This window comes from Rhizobacter sp. P2_D12 (assembly GCF_056404395.1).
The window spans coordinates 40,332-58,120 of record NZ_JBFUEB010000033.1 but is presented as its reverse complement, the minus strand read 5'-3'; the positions used below and the strand labels follow the sequence as shown (position 1 = coordinate 58,120).

17 protein-coding genes are annotated in these 17,789 nt (G+C 67.3%); 5 read left to right on the top strand and 12 right to left on the bottom strand.

Annotated elements, in window-relative coordinates:
• Window positions 1-141: helix-turn-helix domain-containing protein (locus AC1DYN_RS13510; RefSeq protein WP_477960262.1), on the bottom strand; the 141-nt coding region annotated here is incomplete at its 3' end.
• Window positions 142-200: 59 nt separating this feature from the next.
• On the opposite strand from AC1DYN_RS13510, the gene AC1DYN_RS13505 reads away from it, so the two are divergent.
• From AC1DYN_RS13505 to AC1DYN_RS13485, 5 genes are all read left to right on the top strand, one after another.
• A complete protein-coding gene (locus AC1DYN_RS13505) occupies window positions 201-1,307 on the top strand; it encodes a serine hydrolase domain-containing protein (protein WP_477960253.1) in 1,107 nt (368 codons plus the stop codon).
• Window positions 1,308-1,689: 382 nt separating this feature from the next.
• Complete coding sequence (locus AC1DYN_RS13500) at window positions 1,690-3,084, top strand: NfeD family protein (protein ID WP_477960251.1); 1,395 nt, start codon at window positions 1,690-1,692, stop codon at window positions 3,082-3,084.
• The gene (locus AC1DYN_RS13495; protein WP_477960249.1) at window positions 3,081-3,851 is read left to right on the top strand and encodes a slipin family protein; all 771 of its coding nucleotides are present in this window, start codon (window positions 3,081-3,083) and stop codon (window positions 3,849-3,851) included. Before AC1DYN_RS13500 ends, AC1DYN_RS13495 begins: the two co-directional genes overlap by 4 nt.
• 163 nt (window positions 3,852-4,014) lie before the next feature.
• The gene (locus AC1DYN_RS13490; protein WP_477960247.1) at window positions 4,015-4,659 is read left to right on the top strand and encodes a hypothetical protein; all 645 of its coding nucleotides are present in this window, start codon (window positions 4,015-4,017) and stop codon (window positions 4,657-4,659) included.
• 50 nt (window positions 4,660-4,709) lie between these two features.
• Window positions 4,710-5,297 carry an RES family NAD+ phosphorylase gene (locus tag AC1DYN_RS13485; protein WP_477960246.1) on the top strand — a complete coding sequence of 196 codons (588 nt, stop codon included), beginning with the start codon at window positions 4,710-4,712 and terminating at the stop codon, window positions 5,295-5,297.
• A 114-nt stretch (window positions 5,298-5,411) separates the two neighbouring features.
• Here the strand turns inward: AC1DYN_RS13485 and AC1DYN_RS13480 are convergent, their stop codons facing one another.
• The 11 genes from AC1DYN_RS13480 to AC1DYN_RS13430 form a co-directional block, all read right to left on the bottom strand.
• Window positions 5,412-5,645: a formate dehydrogenase subunit delta gene (locus AC1DYN_RS13480; protein WP_477960245.1), complete on the bottom strand. Its 234-nt coding sequence runs from the start codon at window positions 5,643-5,645 to the stop codon at window positions 5,412-5,414.
• Between the two features lie 13 nt (window positions 5,646-5,658).
• Entirely contained in the window at window positions 5,659-8,526 is a 2,868-nt protein-coding gene (fdhF, locus tag AC1DYN_RS13475) for a formate dehydrogenase subunit alpha (RefSeq protein WP_477960243.1), read from the bottom strand.
• 15 nt (window positions 8,527-8,541) lie between these two features.
• Window positions 8,542-10,101, bottom strand: coding sequence for a formate dehydrogenase beta subunit (locus AC1DYN_RS13470; RefSeq protein ID WP_477960241.1), 1,560 nt, complete (start codon window positions 10,099-10,101; stop codon window positions 8,542-8,544).
• Window positions 10,098-10,547, bottom strand: coding sequence for a formate dehydrogenase subunit gamma (locus tag AC1DYN_RS13465; RefSeq protein ID WP_477960260.1), 450 nt, complete (start codon window positions 10,545-10,547; stop codon window positions 10,098-10,100). Before AC1DYN_RS13465 ends, AC1DYN_RS13470 begins: the two co-directional genes overlap by 4 nt.
• A 290-nt stretch (window positions 10,548-10,837) precedes the next feature.
• Entirely contained in the window at window positions 10,838-11,782 is a 945-nt protein-coding gene (locus AC1DYN_RS13460; protein ID WP_477960239.1) for a LysR substrate-binding domain-containing protein, read from the bottom strand.
• A 45-nt stretch (window positions 11,783-11,827) separates the two neighbouring features.
• The gene (locus AC1DYN_RS13455; RefSeq protein ID WP_477960238.1) at window positions 11,828-12,574 is read right to left on the bottom strand and encodes an ABC transporter substrate-binding protein; all 747 of its coding nucleotides are present in this window, start codon (window positions 12,572-12,574) and stop codon (window positions 11,828-11,830) included.
• A 151-nt stretch (window positions 12,575-12,725) separates the two neighbouring features.
• A complete protein-coding gene (locus tag AC1DYN_RS13450) occupies window positions 12,726-14,903 on the bottom strand; it encodes a pectate lyase-like domain-containing protein (RefSeq protein ID WP_477960236.1) in 2,178 nt (725 codons plus the stop codon).
• 259 nt (window positions 14,904-15,162) lie between these two features.
• Window positions 15,163-15,639 carry an SRPBCC family protein gene (locus AC1DYN_RS13445; RefSeq protein WP_477960234.1) on the bottom strand — a complete coding sequence of 159 codons (477 nt, stop codon included), beginning with the start codon at window positions 15,637-15,639 and terminating at the stop codon, window positions 15,163-15,165.
• The gene (locus AC1DYN_RS13440) at window positions 15,636-15,950 is read right to left on the bottom strand and encodes an ArsR/SmtB family transcription factor (RefSeq protein ID WP_477960258.1); all 315 of its coding nucleotides are present in this window, start codon (window positions 15,948-15,950) and stop codon (window positions 15,636-15,638) included. The genes AC1DYN_RS13445 and AC1DYN_RS13440 overlap by 4 nt, the downstream gene beginning before the upstream one ends.
• Before the next feature lie 13 nt (window positions 15,951-15,963).
• Complete coding sequence (locus AC1DYN_RS13435; protein ID WP_477960231.1) at window positions 15,964-16,425, bottom strand: SRPBCC family protein; 462 nt, start codon at window positions 16,423-16,425, stop codon at window positions 15,964-15,966.
• A gap of 64 nt (window positions 16,426-16,489) precedes the next feature.
• Window positions 16,490-17,764: an MSMEG_0569 family flavin-dependent oxidoreductase gene (locus AC1DYN_RS13430; protein WP_477960229.1), complete on the bottom strand. Its 1,275-nt coding sequence runs from the start codon at window positions 17,762-17,764 to the stop codon at window positions 16,490-16,492.
• Between the last annotated feature and the right edge of the window lie 25 nt (window positions 17,765-17,789).

Here is a 17,789-nt window from a genome sequence, read left to right as displayed (position 1 = left end):
CTGCGGCTCGACCGCATCGTCTCGCAGGTACCGCCTGATGGTGTTGCGAGACAGGCCCGTGCGCCGGGCTATCTCTCGGATGGACAGTTGCTCGCGCAGTGCCCAGCGCCTGATGACACTCAGTGTCGCCACGTCAATCACTCCTTCGCTCCCTGCCACCAAAAGCAGCAGGTTAGGGTTCTTGCGTGGGTCAGTTTTGGATGGAAATCCTCGGGCTCAGTGGGTCAGTTCTGGATGGAAATCAACAGTCCAGGGGGCGATCGGTGCTGCTTGCATCGATCGGCGACATGAATCCGGCCGATGCTGTGCCGATGCGCAATGACGCAATCTTTCGGATTGAGTCGATGACCAAGCCAATCACCGTTGCGGTCGCGATGACGCTCGTGGACGAAGGCAAGATCGGCCTGGACGATCCGATCACGAAGTATCTGTCGATGTTCGAGGGTGCAAAGGTCTTGGACGAATCGACTCCCGGCTCGAACAATGGGCAACCCGTTGCCGCAATGCGACCGCCAACGGTACGGGATCTGATGCGCCACACGGCGGGCCTTGACTACGGGTGGCTGGCGCCGCACTCCGAGCGTACCAAGCTGCTGAACGCGACAAGCCGGGACTACCCCCGTGACTTCAGCACCGCTGAGCTTGCTACCTGGCTGTCACGCGCTCCGTTGGCTTCGCAGCCTGGAACTGTGTGGGCCTACAGCTCGGCCATCGACGTGTTGGGGCGACTCGTCGAGGTGGCCTCCGGAAAGTCGCTGGGCGCGCTCATGAAGGATCGGATCCTCGACCCCTTGGACATGCGTGATACTGACTTCATCGTTTCGCAGCCCGAGAAGACGATGCGTATCGCCGAGCCCTTTCCAGGTGAGCGCCCGCCGATGGACGATCCCCGGCGAGTTCGTCGACTCCAGTCAGGAGGCCAGGGGCTTCACTCCACGGCCACGGACTACGCACGCTTTCTTCAGATGCTGCTCAATGGCGGCGAGCTCGACGGGCGGCGTGTCTTGAGTGCGCAGAGCGTCTCGGCCATGACGACTGATCAGCTCGGCAAGGGAATAGGCCGAGGAACGAACTACCTGCCAGGACCTGCCTACGGCTTCGGACTGGGTCTTGCGGTGAGAACACTTGACGGCGCTACTGCGCCGCGAGGTGAACTCGGCGACTACTGGACAGGCGGCGGCGCAGGCACGTACTCGTGGGTGGACCCCCGGAACAAACTCGTTGTGGTCTTCATGATGCAATCCAGAAGTCTGCGCGAACCCTATCGTGCGGCTCTGCGCGACGCCGTGTATGAGGCCTTGCAATAGGCGTGCAGATGATCGTATGCGTCCGGCAATCCCGTCTTGACCGAGCTTAGGATGCCGCGGTCGCCGGCCAGCGATGCGGCAACAGGCCTGCTATCCGATGTGCGGGATGGTTGGGAGTCGTGGACGAGGAAAGCCCGTGCTCAGCGCGGCACGCGGATCAGCGGCTGCGAGCGTGGCCTTCAACTGCCACCCGTTCAGCTTTCGAAGCCACGCATGATGAGCGTCGTCCCCGAAGACGCTCGCCGCTTTCGGACACGTTCATCGGAAGACCATCGCGCGCACCGTCCCGATGGCATCCAGCCACCCGCAGGTGTAGGCTGCTCTTCCATGGGGTGCTCGCAGGCTCGCTCGTCGGCGCCGGAAGGCCCCCGAGGAGCCGTCCGTGAAGCATCTGGCCTGGCTGTTTTGCGTGCTGACCCTGCTGGCCGCCCCCGTCGGGCCGGCCGGTGCAGCGGCAGTGCCTGCCCCGGCCGGCCCGGTCTTCGTGCTGCGCCTCGAAGGCGCCATCGGCCCCGTCGCCGCCGATCAAGTCCAGCGTGCGCTCGCACGCGCGTCCGTCGAGAGCGCCCAGCTCGTGGTGCTGCAGTTGGACACCCCGGGCGGACTGGACACCGCCATGCGCAGCATCATCAAGGACATCCTCGCGTCACCCGTGCCCATCGCGGGTTTCGTCTCGCCCCAGGGAGCACGCGCTGCCAGCGCCGGCACCTACATCCTGTATGCATCGCACATCGCGGCGATGGCGCCGGCCACCAACCTGGGTGCCGCGACCCCGGTGGCCATCGGCGTGCCCGGGCTGGGTGCCGAACCGCCGGACCGCCCGGCCAGCGCAGCGTCCGCACCCGGCGCCGGTCACGACACGATGGCTGCCAAGCGCACCAACGACGCCGCCGCCTACATCCGCAGCCTGGCCCAGCTGCGCGGGCGCGACAGCCTCTGGGCCGAGCAATCGGTACGCGAAGCGGCAAGCCTGCCTGCAAGCGATGCGCTGGCACGCCGCGTGATCGATCTCGTGGCCCTGGACCTGGCCGACCTGCTGCGCCAGCTCGATGGCCGCGTGGTCAAGATGGGCGACACCGGCGGGCGAACGGTGACCTTGGCGACGAAGCAGGCCCCCGTGGTGGCCCTGGCGCCCGATTGGCGCGCCCATCTCCTCGCCGTGATCAGCAACCCCAGCCTCGCGTTGCTGCTCATGATGCTGGGCATCTACGGCCTCGTGTTCGAGTTCCTGAACCCCGGCTTCGTCGCCCCCGGCGTGATCGGCGGTGTGTGCCTGCTGCTGGCGTTGTGGGGTCTGCAGATGCTGCCCATCAACTACGCAGGCCTGGCCCTCATCCTGCTGGGTGTCGCGCTGTTCGTGGCCGAGGCTTTCATGCCCAGCTTCGGCGTCCTGGGCATCGGCGGTGTCGCGGCGTTCGGGTTCGGTGCGCTGCTGCTGATYGACGCCGACGTGCCGGGCTTCGGCATCCCGCTGCCACTGATTGGCGCCGTGACGCTGGTCTCGGCGGCGTTCGTCATCGGCGTGGCCGGCATGGCCGTCAAGGCCCGCCGGCGGCCCGTGGTCAGCGGCATCGAACGGATCGTCGGCATGCAGGGCGAGGTGATCGAGTTCGACGGCGGTCAGGGCTGGGCACGGGTCGACGGCGAACGCTGGCAGGTCCGTGCCGACGAGGCGCTGAGCCCGGGGCAGCAGGTGCGCGTCACCCGCATCGACGGCCTGACGCTCGAAGTCCGCACGCTCGGCTTGCACACCACGCCCCAAGGAGCCACGCCATGACCGGTCTGTCCATCACCTTTTCGGTTGTCCTCGTCGGGCTGCTGTTCCTCGCGGTCAATTCGTTGCGCATCCTGCGCGAGTACCAGCGCGGCGTCGTCTTCCAGCTGGGGCGCTTCTGGCGCGTCAAGGGGCCGGGCCTGGTGATCCTGATCCCGGGCATCCAGCAGATGGTTCGCATCGACCTGCGCGTGGTGGTCATGGACGTGCCGAGCCAGGACGTGATCTCGCGCGACAACGTCACGCTCAAGGTCAACGCGGTGCTCTATTTCCGCGTGGTCGATCCGGAGCGCGCGGTGATCCAGGTGGAAGACTTCCTGGCCGCCACCAGCCAGCTCGCGCAGACCACGTTGCGCGCGGTGCTGGGCAAGCACACCCTGGACGAGATGCTGTCCGAGCGCGAGCGCCTGAACATGGACCTGCAGAAGATCCTGGACAGCCAGACCGATGCGTGGGGCATCAAGGTCACCAACGTCGAGATCAAGCACGTCGATCTCAACGAAACCATGATCCGGGCGATTGCCCGCCAGGCCGAGGCCGAGCGCGAGCGGCGCGCCAAGGTGATCCACGCCGAGGGTGAACTGCAAGCCTCCGAGAAGCTGGCGCAAGCCGCGGAGGTCCTGTCCAGGCAACCGCAGGCGATCCAGCTGCGCTACCTGGAGACGCTGACCGTGATCGCGGCCGACAAGAATTCGACCATCGTGTTTCCCCTCCCGATGGACATCGTCGCGCCGCTGATCGATGCGCTCAAGCGCGGTGCGCGGGAATGAGGGCGTGAAGCAGGTGATCGAACGAGCCCTGCCGGCAGGGCTTCGCATCCATCCGGCCGCCCGGATCCTCTCAGCCCAACCGCTCCCGCGTTCCTGCTCAACGTTGCCAACAATGCCAACATGATGTATTGTATTGGCAAAGTTGTCATTTCAAGGAGCTTGCATGAGCCCGGCCTTCGCCAGTCGAGACGCTGCCGACAGGCAGCCCGACAGGGGCGACATCGTCGTCCCGATCAGCATCCCCAAGGACATCGATCCAGCCGCACTTTCCTCGATGGTCGAGGCCATTCAGAAGGCCTTGACCGTGATGGACGGCGCCGGCGTACTCGATCGTGCCGACCGTCTTGCAGAACTCGCCACGGGGTTCGTGGAGCCGTCTCTCGAACTGGTGGAGGAACGCGTTCGCAGGATGCGCACGGTTCAGGAAGTCTTTGCCGCGGGCGACTGGCTCACTGCAGAGCAGTTGAACGCCCTTCAGGCAACGCCACCGGCGAACAGGGCGCATCCGGCAAGCGACTGGAAGCGGCGCGGCCGGGTCTTCAGCGTCAACTACCGCGGCAAGGAATACTTCGCACGCTACCAATTCGACGCACTGTATCAACCCCTGCCCATCGTCAAAGACATCATTGCCGCGTTCGGCGAGGTGGCTGATGCGTGGACCCTGGCTGCCTGGTTCCACTTCCCATCGCCCTGGCTGGTCAAGCGCGACGAGCGCGGCGCCACGAACATCGCCCCGAAAGACGTTCTGGACCGCGGCGATGCCGTGGTGCAGGCGGCAGGCAAACGCTTGAGCAGCTACGTCGCATGAGTTGCGACTTGCCGGCCCCGGGGCCAGCCGAGGACTTTGCCGTCAGGTTCATGACGACCGACGATGTCGGGGTCTGGTATCACGTCTACAACACGGCAACCTTCCCCACCACGGCGACCACCTTCTCCGAGGGTTGGGGCGACACCCGCTTTGCACCCATCCATCAGGCGGATGGGACACCTGTACACACCTACTACGTGGCGAGCTCGCGCGAGTCCGTCTACATGGAATCGGTACTCCACAACGTCTCGCTCTCTCCTCCTGGTGTGTTCGAAGTTGATTCGCTGCGCCACTTCCACCTCGTGACGCTCCGGCTCCCACCGTCGCTCAACTTCGTGAGCTTCCATACGCTGGATCTGCCTCGCCTGAAGTTGACCCGCGCCGGGCTTGTCGACAGCCCGACCGACTGCTATCCGCAGACCCGTGCATGGGCACAAGCGGCCTGTCTTCAGCGCCCAGGGGCGCAGGCGATCGGCTACGGCTCTCGTCGGAACGATTCCGGCCGCTGCCTCATGCTGTTCAAGCAGCGAATGCCTGACCCGCCGTTCACTGTGCTCGCAGAACAGCGCTTGGCCGCCCCGCCCCTGCGAGCCGAGGTACTCGCGCTGGTGCGCAGCTTGGCCATCCATGAGGTGTAGCGCCGGCCACACCGCAGTGGGCCAGTACTGGCAGCGTACTCCCCGCAACCACTGACCTTGCCCCGGCGGCAATCCCGATCTCCATCCCGGGCATTGACCGGCGGCACCTTCTCTTCAATGGGGCGTCAAGCTGGCCCGATGCAGGTTGATCGCCTCCATCACGATCCCCTTCAACTGCGGGCCTGCATCCCCCCCATCGATCTCCGCCAGCAGCTCCCGGCGCATCCGCGGCTCCCAGAACTTCTTGAGATGGTTGGCCACCCCATCGACCGCCTCGGCGTGATCGGGCATCGCCTCGAAGAAGGCCCCGATCTGGTTGGCCATGCGGATCAGCGATTCGACATGCATGCTTGTCGCTCCTTCACTTGGCCGGGATCGACTCGTGGACATTCGCCCGCGCGTCCAGCAGTTCCTGCTGCACCCGGTTGAAGCGGCTGTACTCCTGCTGCCAGGTCGAAGGCTGCATCACCGGCATCACCTGCACCGCCGTCACCTTGTACTCGGGGCAGTTGGTCGCCCAGTCCGAACTGTCGGTGGTGATCACGTTGGCGCCCGACTCCGGGAAGTGGAAGGTCGTGTAGACCACCCCCGGCTGCATGCGCTCGGACACGATCGCGCGCAGCACCGTCTCGCCGGCCCGGCTCTGGATGCCCACCCAGTCGTCGGTCTTGATGCCGCGCTCTTCCGCATCGTGCGGATGGATCTCCAGCCGGTCCTCGCTGTGCCACTGGTTGTTCTCGGTGCGCCGCGTCTGCGCGCCCACGTTGTACTGCGACAGGATGCGCCCCGTCGTCAGCAGCAGCGGGAACTTGCGCGTCACCTTCTCGTCCGTCGGCACGTACTGCGTGATGATGAACTTGCCCTTGCCGCGCACGAAGTGGTCGATGTGCATCGTCGGCGTGCCGTCCGGCGCGGCGTCGTTGCACGGCCACTGCACGCTGCCCAGCTTCTCGAGCTTCTCGTAGCTCACGCCGTGGAAGGTCGGCGTCAGCGCCGCGATCTCGGCCATGATCTCCTTCGGGCTCGCGTAGTTCATCGGGTAGCCCAGCGCATTCGCGAGCTTCACCGTCACCTCCCAGTCGGCCAGCCCGGCCTTCGGCGGCATCACCTTGCGCACCCGCGAGATGCGGCGCTCGGCATTGGTGAAGGTGCCGTCCTTCTCCAGGAACGATGAACCCGGCAGGAACACATGCGCGTACTTCGCGGTCTCGTTCAGGAACAGGTCCTGCACCACCACGCATTCCATCTGCATCATCGCGGCCGCCACGTGCTGCGTGTTGGGATCGCTCTGCACGATGTCCTCGCCCTCGCAGTACAGCCCCTTGAAGCCGCCGCTCAGCGCCGCGTCGAACATGTTCGGGATGCGCAGGCCCGGCTCGGGATTGATCGTCACGCCCCAGGCCGATTCGAAGGTGGCGCGCGAGGTCGCGTCCGACACGTGCCGGTAGCCCGGCAGCTCGTGCGGGAACGAGCCCATGTCGCAGGAACCCTGCACGTTGTTCTGGCCGCGCAGCGGGTTCACGCCCACGCCCTCGCGGCCGACGTTGCCGGTCACCATCGCGAGGTTGGCGATGCCCATCACCATCGTCGAGCCCTGGCTGTGCTCGGTCACGCCCAGGCCGTAGTAGATCGCGCCGTTGCCGCCGGTCGCGAACAGCCGCGCCGCCTTGCGCAGCTCGTCGGCCGGCACGCCGGTGGCCGCTTGCGTGGCCTCGGGCGAGTTCTCGGCACGCGACACGAACTCGCGCCATTCGCCGAACGACTTGCTGTCGCAGCGCTCCGCGACGAAGGCATCGGCCGCCAGCCCCTCGGTCACGATGACGTGCGCCAGCGCGGTGATCACCGCCACATTGGTGCCGGGCCGCAGCTGCAGGTGGTGCGCGGCCTGGATGTGCGGCGACTTGACGATCTCGATGCGGCGCGGGTCCACCACGATCAGCTTCGCACCGGCGCGCAGCCGCTTCTTCATGCGCGAGGCGAACACCGGGTGGCCGTCGGTCGGGTTGGCGCCGATCACCATGATCACGTCGGCCTTGTCCACCGACTTGAAGTCCTGCGTGCCGGCCGATTCGCCCAGCGTCTGCTTCAGGCCATAGCCGGTCGGCGAATGGCACACGCGCGCACAGGTGTCGACGTTGTTGTTGCCGAAGGCCGCGCGCACCAGCTTCTGCACCAGGTAGGTCTCTTCATTGGTGCAGCGCGACGAGGTGATGCCGCCGATCGAGTCCTGGCCGTACTTGGCCTGCAGGCGCCGGAACTCGCTGGCCGCGTAGTTGACGGCCTCGTCCCAGCTCACCTCCTGCCACGGGTCGGTGATCTGCTTGCGGATCATCGGCTTGAGCATGCGGTCCTTGTGGGTCGCGTAACCCCACGCAAAGCGCCCCTTCACGCACGAGTGGCCCTCGTTCGCCTTGCCGTCCTTCCACGGCACCATGCGCACCACCTCGCTGCCCTTCATCTCGGCCTTGAAGCTGCAGCCCACGCCGCAGTAGGCGCAGGTCGTGATCACGCTGTGCTCGCCCTGGCCGAGCCAGATCACCGACTTCTCCTGCAGGGTCGCGGTCGGGCAGGCTTCGACGCAGGCGCCGCAGCTGACGCATTCCGATTCCATGAAGGGCTCGTCCTGCCCCGGCGACACGCGCGAATCGAAGCCGCGGCCGCTGATGGTCAGCGCGAACGTGCCCTGCGTCTCTTCGCAGGCCCGCACGCAGCGGTTGCAGACGATGCACTTCGACGGGTCGTACGTGAAGTACGGGTTCGACTCGTCCTTCTTGCTGTGGATGTGGTTGGCGCCGTCGAAGCCGTAGCGCACGTTGCGCAGCCCGGTCACGCCGGCCATGTCCTGCAGCTCGCAGTTGCCGTTGGCCGAGCAGGTCAGGCAATCCAGCGGGTGGTCGGAGATGTACAGCTCCATCACGCCCTTGCGCAGTTCCTGCAGYCGCGGCGTCTGYGTGCGCACCTTCATGCCGGCTTCGGCCGGCGTGGTGCACGAGGCCGGGAAGCCCTTGCGGCCGTCGATCTCGACCATGCACAGCCGGCACGAGCCGAAGGGCTCCAGGCTGTCGGTGGCGCACAGCTTGGGCACCTGGATGCCGGCGTCGACCGCCGCGCGCATCAGCGAGGTGCCCTTCGGCACGGTGACCTGGTTGCCGTCGATCTCCAGCGTCACTTCCTGTTCGGATTCGCRCTTGGGCGTGCCGTAATCTGTTTCGTTGAGGTGGTTCAGCATCGTGGGCTCCTTGGGTCAGGCGGCGGCGCGGTCGGGGACCACCAGACCGAAGTCCTGCGGGAAATGGTTGAGGGCGGACAGCACCGGGAACGGTGTCATGCCGCCCATCGCGCACAACGATCCATGGACCATCGTGTCGCACAGGTCGCGCAGCAGGATCACCTGCTGGGTCCGGTTCTGGTCGGCGCGGATCTTGTCGATCACCTCCACGCCGCGCGTCGAGCCGATGCGGCACGGCGTGCACTTGCCGCACGATTCGATGGCGCAGAACTCCATCGCGTAGCGCGCCATCACCGACAGGTCGGCTGTGTCGTCGTGCACCACGATGCCGCCGTGGCCCACCGTCGCGCCGACGGCCGCGAAGGCCTCGTAGTCGAGCGGCAGGTCCCATTGCGACGGCGGCACGTAGGCGCCGAGCGGCCCGCCCACCTGCACCGCCTTGATCGGCCGGCCGGTCGCCGAGCCGCCGCCGTAGTCGTACAGCAGCTCGCGCAGCGTCACGCCGAAGGCCCGTTCGACCAGCCCGCCGTGCTTGATGTTGCCGGCCAGCTGGATCGGCAGCGTGCCGCGCGAGCGGCCCATGCCGTAGTCGCGGTAGAACGCCGCGCCGCGCGCCAGGATGATGGGCACGCTGGCCAGCGTGATCACGTTGTTGATCAGCGTCGGCTTGCCGAACAGCCCGGTGATGGCCGGCAGCGGCGGCTTGGCGCGCACGATGCCGCGCTTGCCTTCCAGGCTTTCGAGCAGGGCGGTCTCTTCGCCGCAGACGTACGAGCCGGCGCCCTTGCGCACCTCGAGCACGAAGGCCTTGCCCGAACCCAGCACGTCGGCACCCAGGTAGCCGGCCGCGGTGGCGTGGCCGATCGCCTCGTTCAGCGCCGCGATGGCATGCGGGTATTCCGAACGCACGTAGATGTAGCCGCGCGTCGCGCCGGTGGCGATGCCGGCGATCGTCATGCCCTCGATCAGCACGAAGGGGTCGCCCTCCATCGTCATGCGGTCCGAGAAGGTGCCCGAATCGCCTTCGTCGGCATTGCAGACGATGTACTTCTGGTCGGCCGGTGTCGCCAGCACGGTCTTCCACTTGATGCCGGCCGGAAAGGCCGCACCGCCGCGACCGCGCAGCCCCGAGTCGAGCACCTGCTGCACCACGGCCTCGGGTGCCAGCGCCAGCGCCTGGCGCAGGCCGGCATAGCCTTCGTGCGCCTCGTAGTCGGCCAGCGACACCGGGTCGGTGATGCCCATGCGGGCGAAGGTCAGGCGCTCCTGCTTCTTCAGGTACGGGATCTCGTCGGTCAGCCCCAGGTTCAGTGCATGCGCGCCGCCCGTGGCGAAGCCGGCATCGAAGAGCCCGGCCACGTCGTCGGGCGTCACCGGGCCGTAGGCGATGCGCCCCGCCGGCGTCGCCACTTCGACCAGCGGCTCCAGCCAGAACAGGCCGCGCGAGCCGTTGCGCACCAGTTGGATGTCGACACCGCGCGCCGCGGCTTCTTCCGCGATGCGGCGCGCGACGCGGTTGGCGCCGGCGGCCAGCGCCGCGGAATCGCGCGGCACGTAGACGGTGATGCTGCTCATGCCTCGCTCCTGGCTTGCGCAACCAGCGCATCGAAGGTCTTGGGGGTCACCCGTGCATGCAGTTCGTCGTCCAGCGTCATCGCCGGCGACGACGCGCACAGGCCCAGGCAGTACGCAGGTTCGAGCGTGAAGGCGCCGTCCTTCGACGTGCCGTGCGCACCGCAGCCCAGGTGCAGCTGCGCATGCGCGAGCAAGGCCTCGGCGCCCATCGATTGGCAGGCCTCGGCCCGGCAGATCTGGATCACGTGGCGCGCCGCGGGCTGCTCGCGAAAGTGGTGGTAGTAGGTGACGACGCCGTGCACCTCGGCGCGCGACAGGTTCAACGCGGTGGCGATCTCCGGCACGATGTGCTTGGGGATGTGGCCCAGCGCGTCCTGCACGTCGTGCAGTATCGGCAGCAGCGCGCCGAGCTCGCCGGCATGTCGTTCGAGTACACCTTGCAGCACGGCCGACGGGTCGGCGTGCGTCGCTGGGAGGGGAACAGTCACCAGGGTCTCCTTTGTTGTTGCACCGGGCAAGGGTGCTCTCGCGGAGTGTCGGCAATGGACGCGGACCGGTCTAATTCATTCGGGGAATCGGTCGATAGCGCCACCGAATGATGCACCGCACAACCCCCGGGCGGCAACCCGCCCCCGTTCCACGCGTCGCCTGCCGACGAACCATGACATGCTGCGCAGGATGAGGGAGGCCGTCATTGACTCCGGTCAACAAGCGGCACATTCGGCATGACGGCGCCTCACCGGGTCTGCAGGAGGCCCGAGTGCTGAACGGCCAGGTCGAGCCAGGCGGGATCGCGCGCAAACTCCAGCGCCGCGGCGAGGCTGCGCGATGCGCGGTTGCTGTCGTGCACCATGAAGGCCACCGGCACCGCCACCTCCGGCCCCACCAGCGGCAAGGCTTCGAGTCCGTGATAACCCTGTACTGCGCCGACCAGCGCGCCGGGCATCACGCTGCACACGCGGCCGGCCACCACGCTGAGCGCCAGCGTCAGGATCGAGTTGGTCTCGATGACCGGCGTCGGGTGGGCGCCTGCCGCGGCGAACGCGCGGTCGACGATGCTGCGGTTGTGCATTTCCGCACTCAGCAGGCACAGCGGCAGCGTGGCGGCCTCGGCCCAGGTCATCTGTTCGACGATCTGCAGCGGCTGCGTCCCGGAAGCCGCCTTGCGCAGCAGGAAGTAGTGCTCGGTGTACTGCGGCACCAGCTGCAGCGGCGCGCGGCTGTCGTCCATGCGCTCGGTGTAGCCCAGGCCCATGTCGAGCGCCAGGCTCTCGAGCCCGGTTTCCAGTTCGATCGAGCTCATCGAACGCAGCGTCGGCACGATGCCCGGGTGCCGCGCCTGCAGCATCGCGACGAAGCGCGCGGCGATCGGCATCGAGGTGGGTACGGCGCCGATCAGCAGGTTGCCGCGCGGGTCGCCTTCGCGGCTGTTCAGGTCCTGCTGCAGCAGCTCGTGCTCGCGCAGCATGCGCCGCGCGCTGAGCAGGATCCGTTCGCCTTCGTCGGTGAAGCCGGCGAAGTTGCGTCCGCGCTTGACGATGGACGCGCCGAAATTCTCTTCAAGCGCCCGCAGCGCATTCGACAAGGCGGGCTGCGTGACGTGACAGGCCAGTGCGGCGCGGCCGAAATGCCGGTGATCGTCCAGGGCGACCAAATACCTGAGGGAAACGAACAGATTCATCGGGCGTCATCGGGCCGGGAAAACGAATGTACCCGACAACGGCCTTCACGCCCGGTCGCCTTCGAGGGGTGCGACCGAGGCGCCCTGGATGCCGTGGCGAACCAGGGCATCCCTCACGAAACCGCCGGCCTTCATCGCTTCGACGAAGGCGGCGAGGAAGGTGGCCGCTGCCGGACCCCGTGTTTTCGCCAGGCCCATCGCCTGCCGGATGACCATGAAGCGGCCATCGAGCAAGCGCAGGCCGCCCAGGCGCCGCGCGTCCGCTTCGAGTTGCTGCTTCACGCCCGCGGCCACCTCCGCCTGCTGCCCGATGAAGGTGTCGACCACCGCCGGCGAGGTGGGGGCGCGGACGATCGCCGCGTGCTGCAGCTCGCGTGTCAGGTGCAGGTCGTACGCACTGCCCTTCCCCACCACGACCCGGTGGCCGGCGCGGTCCACCTCGTCGTTGGCCCGGATCGGCGACGCCTCGCGCACCAGGTAGCACCCCTCGATCAGCACGTAGGGCGCGGTGAAGGCGATGCCGGCGCCGCGCACCGGATCGACGGCGAAGAAGCCGATGTCCGCCTGCCCGTCGGTCACCGCCTGCACCGACTGGCTCGCGGCATCGAAGGCCACCAGTTCGATGTCCACGCCCAGCCGCTGCGCGAAGGCCCGCGCCAGGTCGACCGACACGCCCCGGGGCTCGCCGGTGGCGGGATCGGTGCCTGCCAGGATCGGGTTGCCGAGGTTGATCGCCGCGCGCAGCACGCCCGTGGGCGTGAACGCGGCCAAGAGGTCGGGTGCTGCCGTCATGCCATCTCCTTGCGGATCATCTTGCCAAGTATCGAGGCAATGGCAGCGCCGCAGCCTGGCGCACTCGGCGGCGACGACGAAGATCTCGAGGCTGCAAAGAAAAAAGCCCCCGGCGGTGCCGGAGGCTTCATTCAGAGAGAACAAGGCTCCATCAGGGAAAGTTCGTCACCGTCGGCGTGAACGACGCATTGCACCCCGTCTGCGCCCCGGTGTTGTTGATCACGTGCACGATCCCGCCGTTGCCGCCCAGGCACACCGAGATGATGCTGTGGAACTTCACCCCCGGCGTCGCCGGCACCTCGACCGCGCGGTCCAGGAAGATGCCGCCGTTGGTGAACACGCTGTAGATGCCCAGGCCCCAGGCCTCGTGGCTCGTCACGTTGTTCGACACCTTGTACGACGCGAAGCCGCGGCCGGTCGGGCTGTTCCACTGGCCCTGGCTCGGCGGGTCGTACGGGATCTCCGACTGGTAGAAGTACACGCGCCCGCCGTTGCCGTTCCACACCACCTGGTAGTCCTGGAAGTGCTCGACGAACAGGCCGTAGATGGTGACGTCGTTGCCGTTCACCCACAGGCCGTTCTTCGACGGGTTGCTGCCCCAGCTGACGCCATCGCCATGATCGGCGCGCCACAGCCAGGTGTGGTCGACGATCACGTTGTTGGAGTTCAGGCTCAGTGCGATGCCGACCCGGCCCGCGGCGGCGCCGCCGATGCGGAAGAACAGGTCGTGCAGCACCGTCGGGTTGGCCGCGTGGCTGGCGCTCGCACCGTTCGGGCCGACTTCCATCAGCACGCCGGATTCGCTGGCACCCGCATCGAGGAACAGGCCCGAGACGGTCAGGCCGTCCACGTCGGCCGTCTTGATCAGCGGCTGGCCGTTGTCCGAACGCAGCGTCGGGAAGCCCAGGCCCAGGATCACCGTACCGGGGTTGTTCACCTGCAGCGTCTGCGTCAGCACGTACACGCCCGGCGTGAACAGGATGTGCTTGCCGGCCGCCAGTTGCCCGTTGATCGTCGCCGCGCTGTCCGACGGACGGGCGATGAAGAACGCGCTGATCGGCAGCGTCGTGCCCGGCGTGGTGGCGCCATTGGCCCAGGTGATGCCCGAGGTGTTGGTGCCCAGCGCTGGCAAGCGCACCGCATAGCTGCCGTTGGCGTCGATGAACAGGTAGGGCTTCTCGCGGATCACCGGCGTCTGGTTGACCTTGGTGTAGCGCTGGCCCGCGGTCGGGAAGCTGCCGCCCGGCGCGTTCTGCACGCCGACGAACACCATGTTCCAGTTCGAGCCGCTCCAGCTGCCCCACTGGCTGTTGCGCGAGATCCACTGCTGCTGCGACGCCGAGTTGACGTTGCCGTCCACCAGCACGTCGGAGAACCAGCCGCCGCTCGACCAGCCGTTGTTCTGGTTCAGCTTGATGTTGCCGCGCACGTGCATGCGGCGGAACGGGATCGCCTGCGACACCGCCCACTGCATCGTGTTGTTGCCGATGCCCTGGCTCGGCGTGACCGAGAAGTTCTCGGCGCCGCGCCAGAAGTTCTGCGTGGCGTTGTCGCCGCCCAGGAAGGCGTTGGAACGCAGGTCGCCGTTGACGTGCACCTGGTCGGGGTGGCTGCCCAGCCCCAACACCTGGGTGTAGAAGCCCACCGGGATGCGCAGGCCGTTGTAGGTGCCCGGCGTCAGCAGGATCGCGTCGCGGCGCGGGCCGAAGTGGTTCGGCTGCTGCGCGTTGTAGATGGCGTCGATCTGGCCCTGCAGGTTCGGCGTCGACGGCGTGTAGATGTGCACGTTCGGCCCGAAGTCCGGCGTCGGCCCGGTCGGCGGGTTCGTCGGCGGATTGGTGGGCGGGTTGCCCGGCAGGTCCGAGATGACGAACTGTTCCCACGCCTGCACTGCCGGGCGGTCCGCGACCAGCGCGCCGCCGAYGTTCAGGTCGGCCGAGACGTACATGTTGTTCACCGCCGAGCGGATCGCGACCGTGCCGTTGCCCTGCGGCACCAGCACGAACTGCTCCCAGCCCTGGATCGCCTGGCGGTTGGCGATCAGCCGCGCCGTGTTGGGCGCGCCCAGGCCGAAGTCGGCGGACACGATGTTGCCGCTGATCGTGGCCCGGAAGGAAACGGTTCCGTTCGTGTTGTTGATGACCTGGAAGTCTTCCCAGGTGCTGGCGACCGGTGCGGTGGCGGTGAGGAACGAGGTCCCCGTGGCCGTCGCACTGACGAAGTTGTTGTTGGCGACCGCGCGGATCGTCGCTGCCTCGGCAGCGCCCACCGCCATCATCGCGGCGAGCGCGACGACCCAACTGGATCGCCGTCCAGTGTTCGACTGCATGTTTGTTTCTCCTTGAGGTTTCGGCTGTGCTTGTACTTCTGACCTTGCAAGACTTGTCCCATCAGCAAGTTCCCGGATTCTGGAAGGCCGCACGCGCCGAACATGTGTCTCTTTGCAAGACTCGTCGACAAAGTGGAACCGATTCCAGTCCGGAAGCCGATTTTGGCCATGTCCGGCCGGGCCGGGGCCGAGGGTTAGCCCCGACTTGGACAGCCGCCTCTGTTCGCAGGCGCCGGGGAGACGCCGGCGCGCAATCCGCCTAGTGCGGCGCGGGCGAGCCGGGCAAGGCATGCCCGGTCTCCAGCAGCGTCTTCAGGTTGGACAGCACTTTCGGCCAGCCACCGGAGATTCCTGCCAGCATCTGCGGGTCGCGCTCGACGTCGTCGTGCGTGACGGTCAGGCGCACCAGCCCGTGGCCGTAGGGCTCGATGTCGAACGAGACGCGCGAGTGCTTCGAGGCGTCGGCCGCCTCCGCCGGCCGGGCCCAGCTGATGACCAGGCGCTGCGGCGGCGTGCTCTCGACCACGGTGCCGACGATGTCGACCGCATCGCTGCCGTCGGCGCGCCGGTGCTCCCAGCGAGAGCCCGGCTGCCAGTCCGACACGTTCACGCGCGCGCAGCCGGCGCTCGGATCGGCCCAGTACTTCCTCGTCACGTCGGTGTCGACCAGCGCCTGCCACACCTTCGCGGGCGTGGTCTCGATGTAGGTCACGTACACGTAGTCAGGCTTCTTCATTCGTCATCGCCTTCCAGTTGTTTCTTGAGCTCGCGCAGCGCATCGAGTCGGCCGTGCTCGAACTTGGCGATCCAGCGCGCGTGGATCTCGTGCAGCGGCACCGGGTTCAGGTAGTGCAGCTTCTCGCGGCCCTGCCAGACGACGGCCACCAGGTTGGCGGCTTCCAGCAGTTGCAGGTGCTGCGTGACGGCCTGGCGCGTCATCGCCATGTGCTCGCACAGGGCGGACAGCGTCTGGCCGTTCTCGCGGTGCAGTTGATCGAGCAGGCGCCGGCGACCCGGGTCGGCCAGCGCCTTGAAGACCTTGTCGATGTCCAAAAGCGGTTCAGTTCCAGTTGTCGATCTTGACGTCGCGGGGGTTGGGTGCACCCGTGCCGGTTTCCGCCAGCGACTTCAAGCTCATCATGAAGATCGCCCACTTGGTGCTGCAGTGGTACATGAACTCCACCGGCTCCTTCCAGCCCTGGTGCCTGAAGTTGACGATGCAGTACTCGCCATCTTGCTTCAGATCGAAGCTGATGCGCGTGCCCAGCCATTCCTCGGGCCCGCCAACCGTCTGCCACAGCACGCGCGTGTCGGGCTGCAGCTCGAGCACCTTCATCTCCATGCCGCCGATCTCGGTGTCGGTGTCGCCATCGACGAAACGGAACTGCAGCGTGCCGCCGACCTGGCTCTCGCCTTGCGTGAGCTGCGTCCACCAGTGCGCCACGCCCTCGCGCGTGGCCAGCGCCTTGTAGACCTCGTTGACCGGCGCCTTGATGCCGACCCTGTGCAGGATATCCACCATGTCCATCTCCTTGCGGGTTGAGAGAGCTGATGGACTGGACTATAGGCAAGTATTTACCTGCATGTCAAGCGACGCGTCGTTCCCGCTGGACCGCGGGGTTGATGTGCCGGGCAATGCATTCGGCGACGAAGGCCGCGTCGCGCGCCACGCCCGAGAAGCGGCCCGATCCCCAGGTGTGCAGCCACGGCAGGCCGATGAAGTACAGGCCCGGCACGCGCGTCACGCCGCGTTCGTGCACCGGCTGGCCGCGGCCGTTGAAGACCGGCGCATCGAGCCAGCGGAAGTCGGGGGCGAAGCCGATGCACCAGATCACCGACCCGATGCCCGAGTCCTGCAACGACAGGGCCTCGCGCTCCTCGTGCGGCTGCCACACCGGCTCGTAGACGCTGCCGGGCGGCGCGTCGATGGCCTGTGCGGCGATGTACTTGTCGATGGACGCATTGATGCCGTTGTAGATGCGGTCGGCCTGGTCCAGCACCTCGCGCAGCCGCGGGACGAAGCGCAGCGTGTCGCCATCCAGCGCCTGCAGCGCGCCATGCAGCTGCATGCCTTCCTTCGCGAAGCGGCGCAGGTCGATGTCGCGCCCGCCGTCGCGGCCGGTCACGTAGTGGTTGGTGTTGTCGCGCACGCCCTCGCGCAGCGGGTGCTGGCCGACCGGCATCTCGTAGTAGCCCATGTCGGCCAGCCAGTCGACCACGTCGCGGCCTCGGTAGAAGCGCGCGCAGCGCGGCGCATCGCCGACGGCCAGCACGACCTCGCGCCCGGCCAGGTGCAGGTCTTCGGCAATCTGCGCCCCGCTCTGCCCCGAGCCGACCACCAGCACCTTGCCGGCAGGCAGCTGCGCGGCGTTGCGGTACTGCGCCGAATGGATCTGCGCGATGTGCGCCGGCAGGCGCTCGGCCAGGCGCGGGATGACCGGCTGGTGGTAGCCGCCCGACGCGACGACCACCTGCTGCGCAACGCAGTCGCCCTCGCTGCTGCGCACGAGGAAGCCGCCGTCCGCCAGGGGCTGCACCGACTCGACGGCCACGCCTTCGCGCAGCGGTGCCTGCACCGCCTGCCTGAAGCCGTCCAGGTAGCGCAGGATCTCGTCCTTCTTCATGAAGCCGTGCGGCTCGGGGCCGCTGTAGGCGTGGCCCGGCAGCGCGCACTGCCAGTTCGGCGTCACCAGGCAGAAGTTGTCCCAGCGCTGCGTGTGCCACACGTGCATCGCACGGTGCTTCTCGAACACCTGGTGTTCGACGCCCTGCGCCTGCAGGAAGTGGCTGACCGACAGGCCGGCCTGGCCACCGCCGACGATGACGACGCTGTGATGGGGGATGAGCTTGGAGGCGGTCATGGGGTTGTCCTTTGCAGGAGAAGGA

Bases quoted from the DNA above. Each gene is read 5' to 3' on its own strand.
- AC1DYN_RS13505 (WP_477960253.1), top strand. From the start codon at position 201: ATGGAAATCCTCGGGCTCAGTGGGTCAGTTCTGGATGGAAATCAACAG.
- AC1DYN_RS13430 (WP_477960229.1), bottom strand. From the start codon at position 17,764: ATGACCGCCTCCAAGCTCATCCCCCATCACAGCGTCGTCATCGTCGGC.
- AC1DYN_RS13470 (WP_477960241.1), bottom strand. From the start codon at position 10,101: ATGAGCAGCATCACCGTCTACGTGCCGCGCGATTCCGCGGCGCTGGCC.
- AC1DYN_RS13455 (WP_477960238.1), bottom strand. From the start codon at position 12,574: ATGACGGCAGCACCCGACCTCTTGGCCGCGTTCACGCCCACGGGCGTG.
- AC1DYN_RS13435 (WP_477960231.1), bottom strand. From the start codon at position 16,425: ATGGTGGATATCCTGCACAGGGTCGGCATCAAGGCGCCGGTCAACGAG.
- AC1DYN_RS13480 (WP_477960245.1), bottom strand. From the start codon at position 5,645: ATGCATGTCGAATCGCTGATCCGCATGGCCAACCAGATCGGGGCCTTC.
- AC1DYN_RS13485 (WP_477960246.1), top strand. From the start codon at position 4,710: ATGACGACCGACGATGTCGGGGTCTGGTATCACGTCTACAACACGGCA.
- AC1DYN_RS13495 (WP_477960249.1), top strand. From the start codon at position 3,081: ATGACCGGTCTGTCCATCACCTTTTCGGTTGTCCTCGTCGGGCTGCTG.
- AC1DYN_RS13445 (WP_477960234.1), bottom strand. From the start codon at position 15,639: ATGAAGAAGCCTGACTACGTGTACGTGACCTACATCGAGACCACGCCC.
- AC1DYN_RS13490 (WP_477960247.1), top strand. From the start codon at position 4,015: ATGAGCCCGGCCTTCGCCAGTCGAGACGCTGCCGACAGGCAGCCCGAC.
- AC1DYN_RS13460 (WP_477960239.1), bottom strand. From the start codon at position 11,782: ATGAATCTGTTCGTTTCCCTCAGGTATTTGGTCGCCCTGGACGATCAC.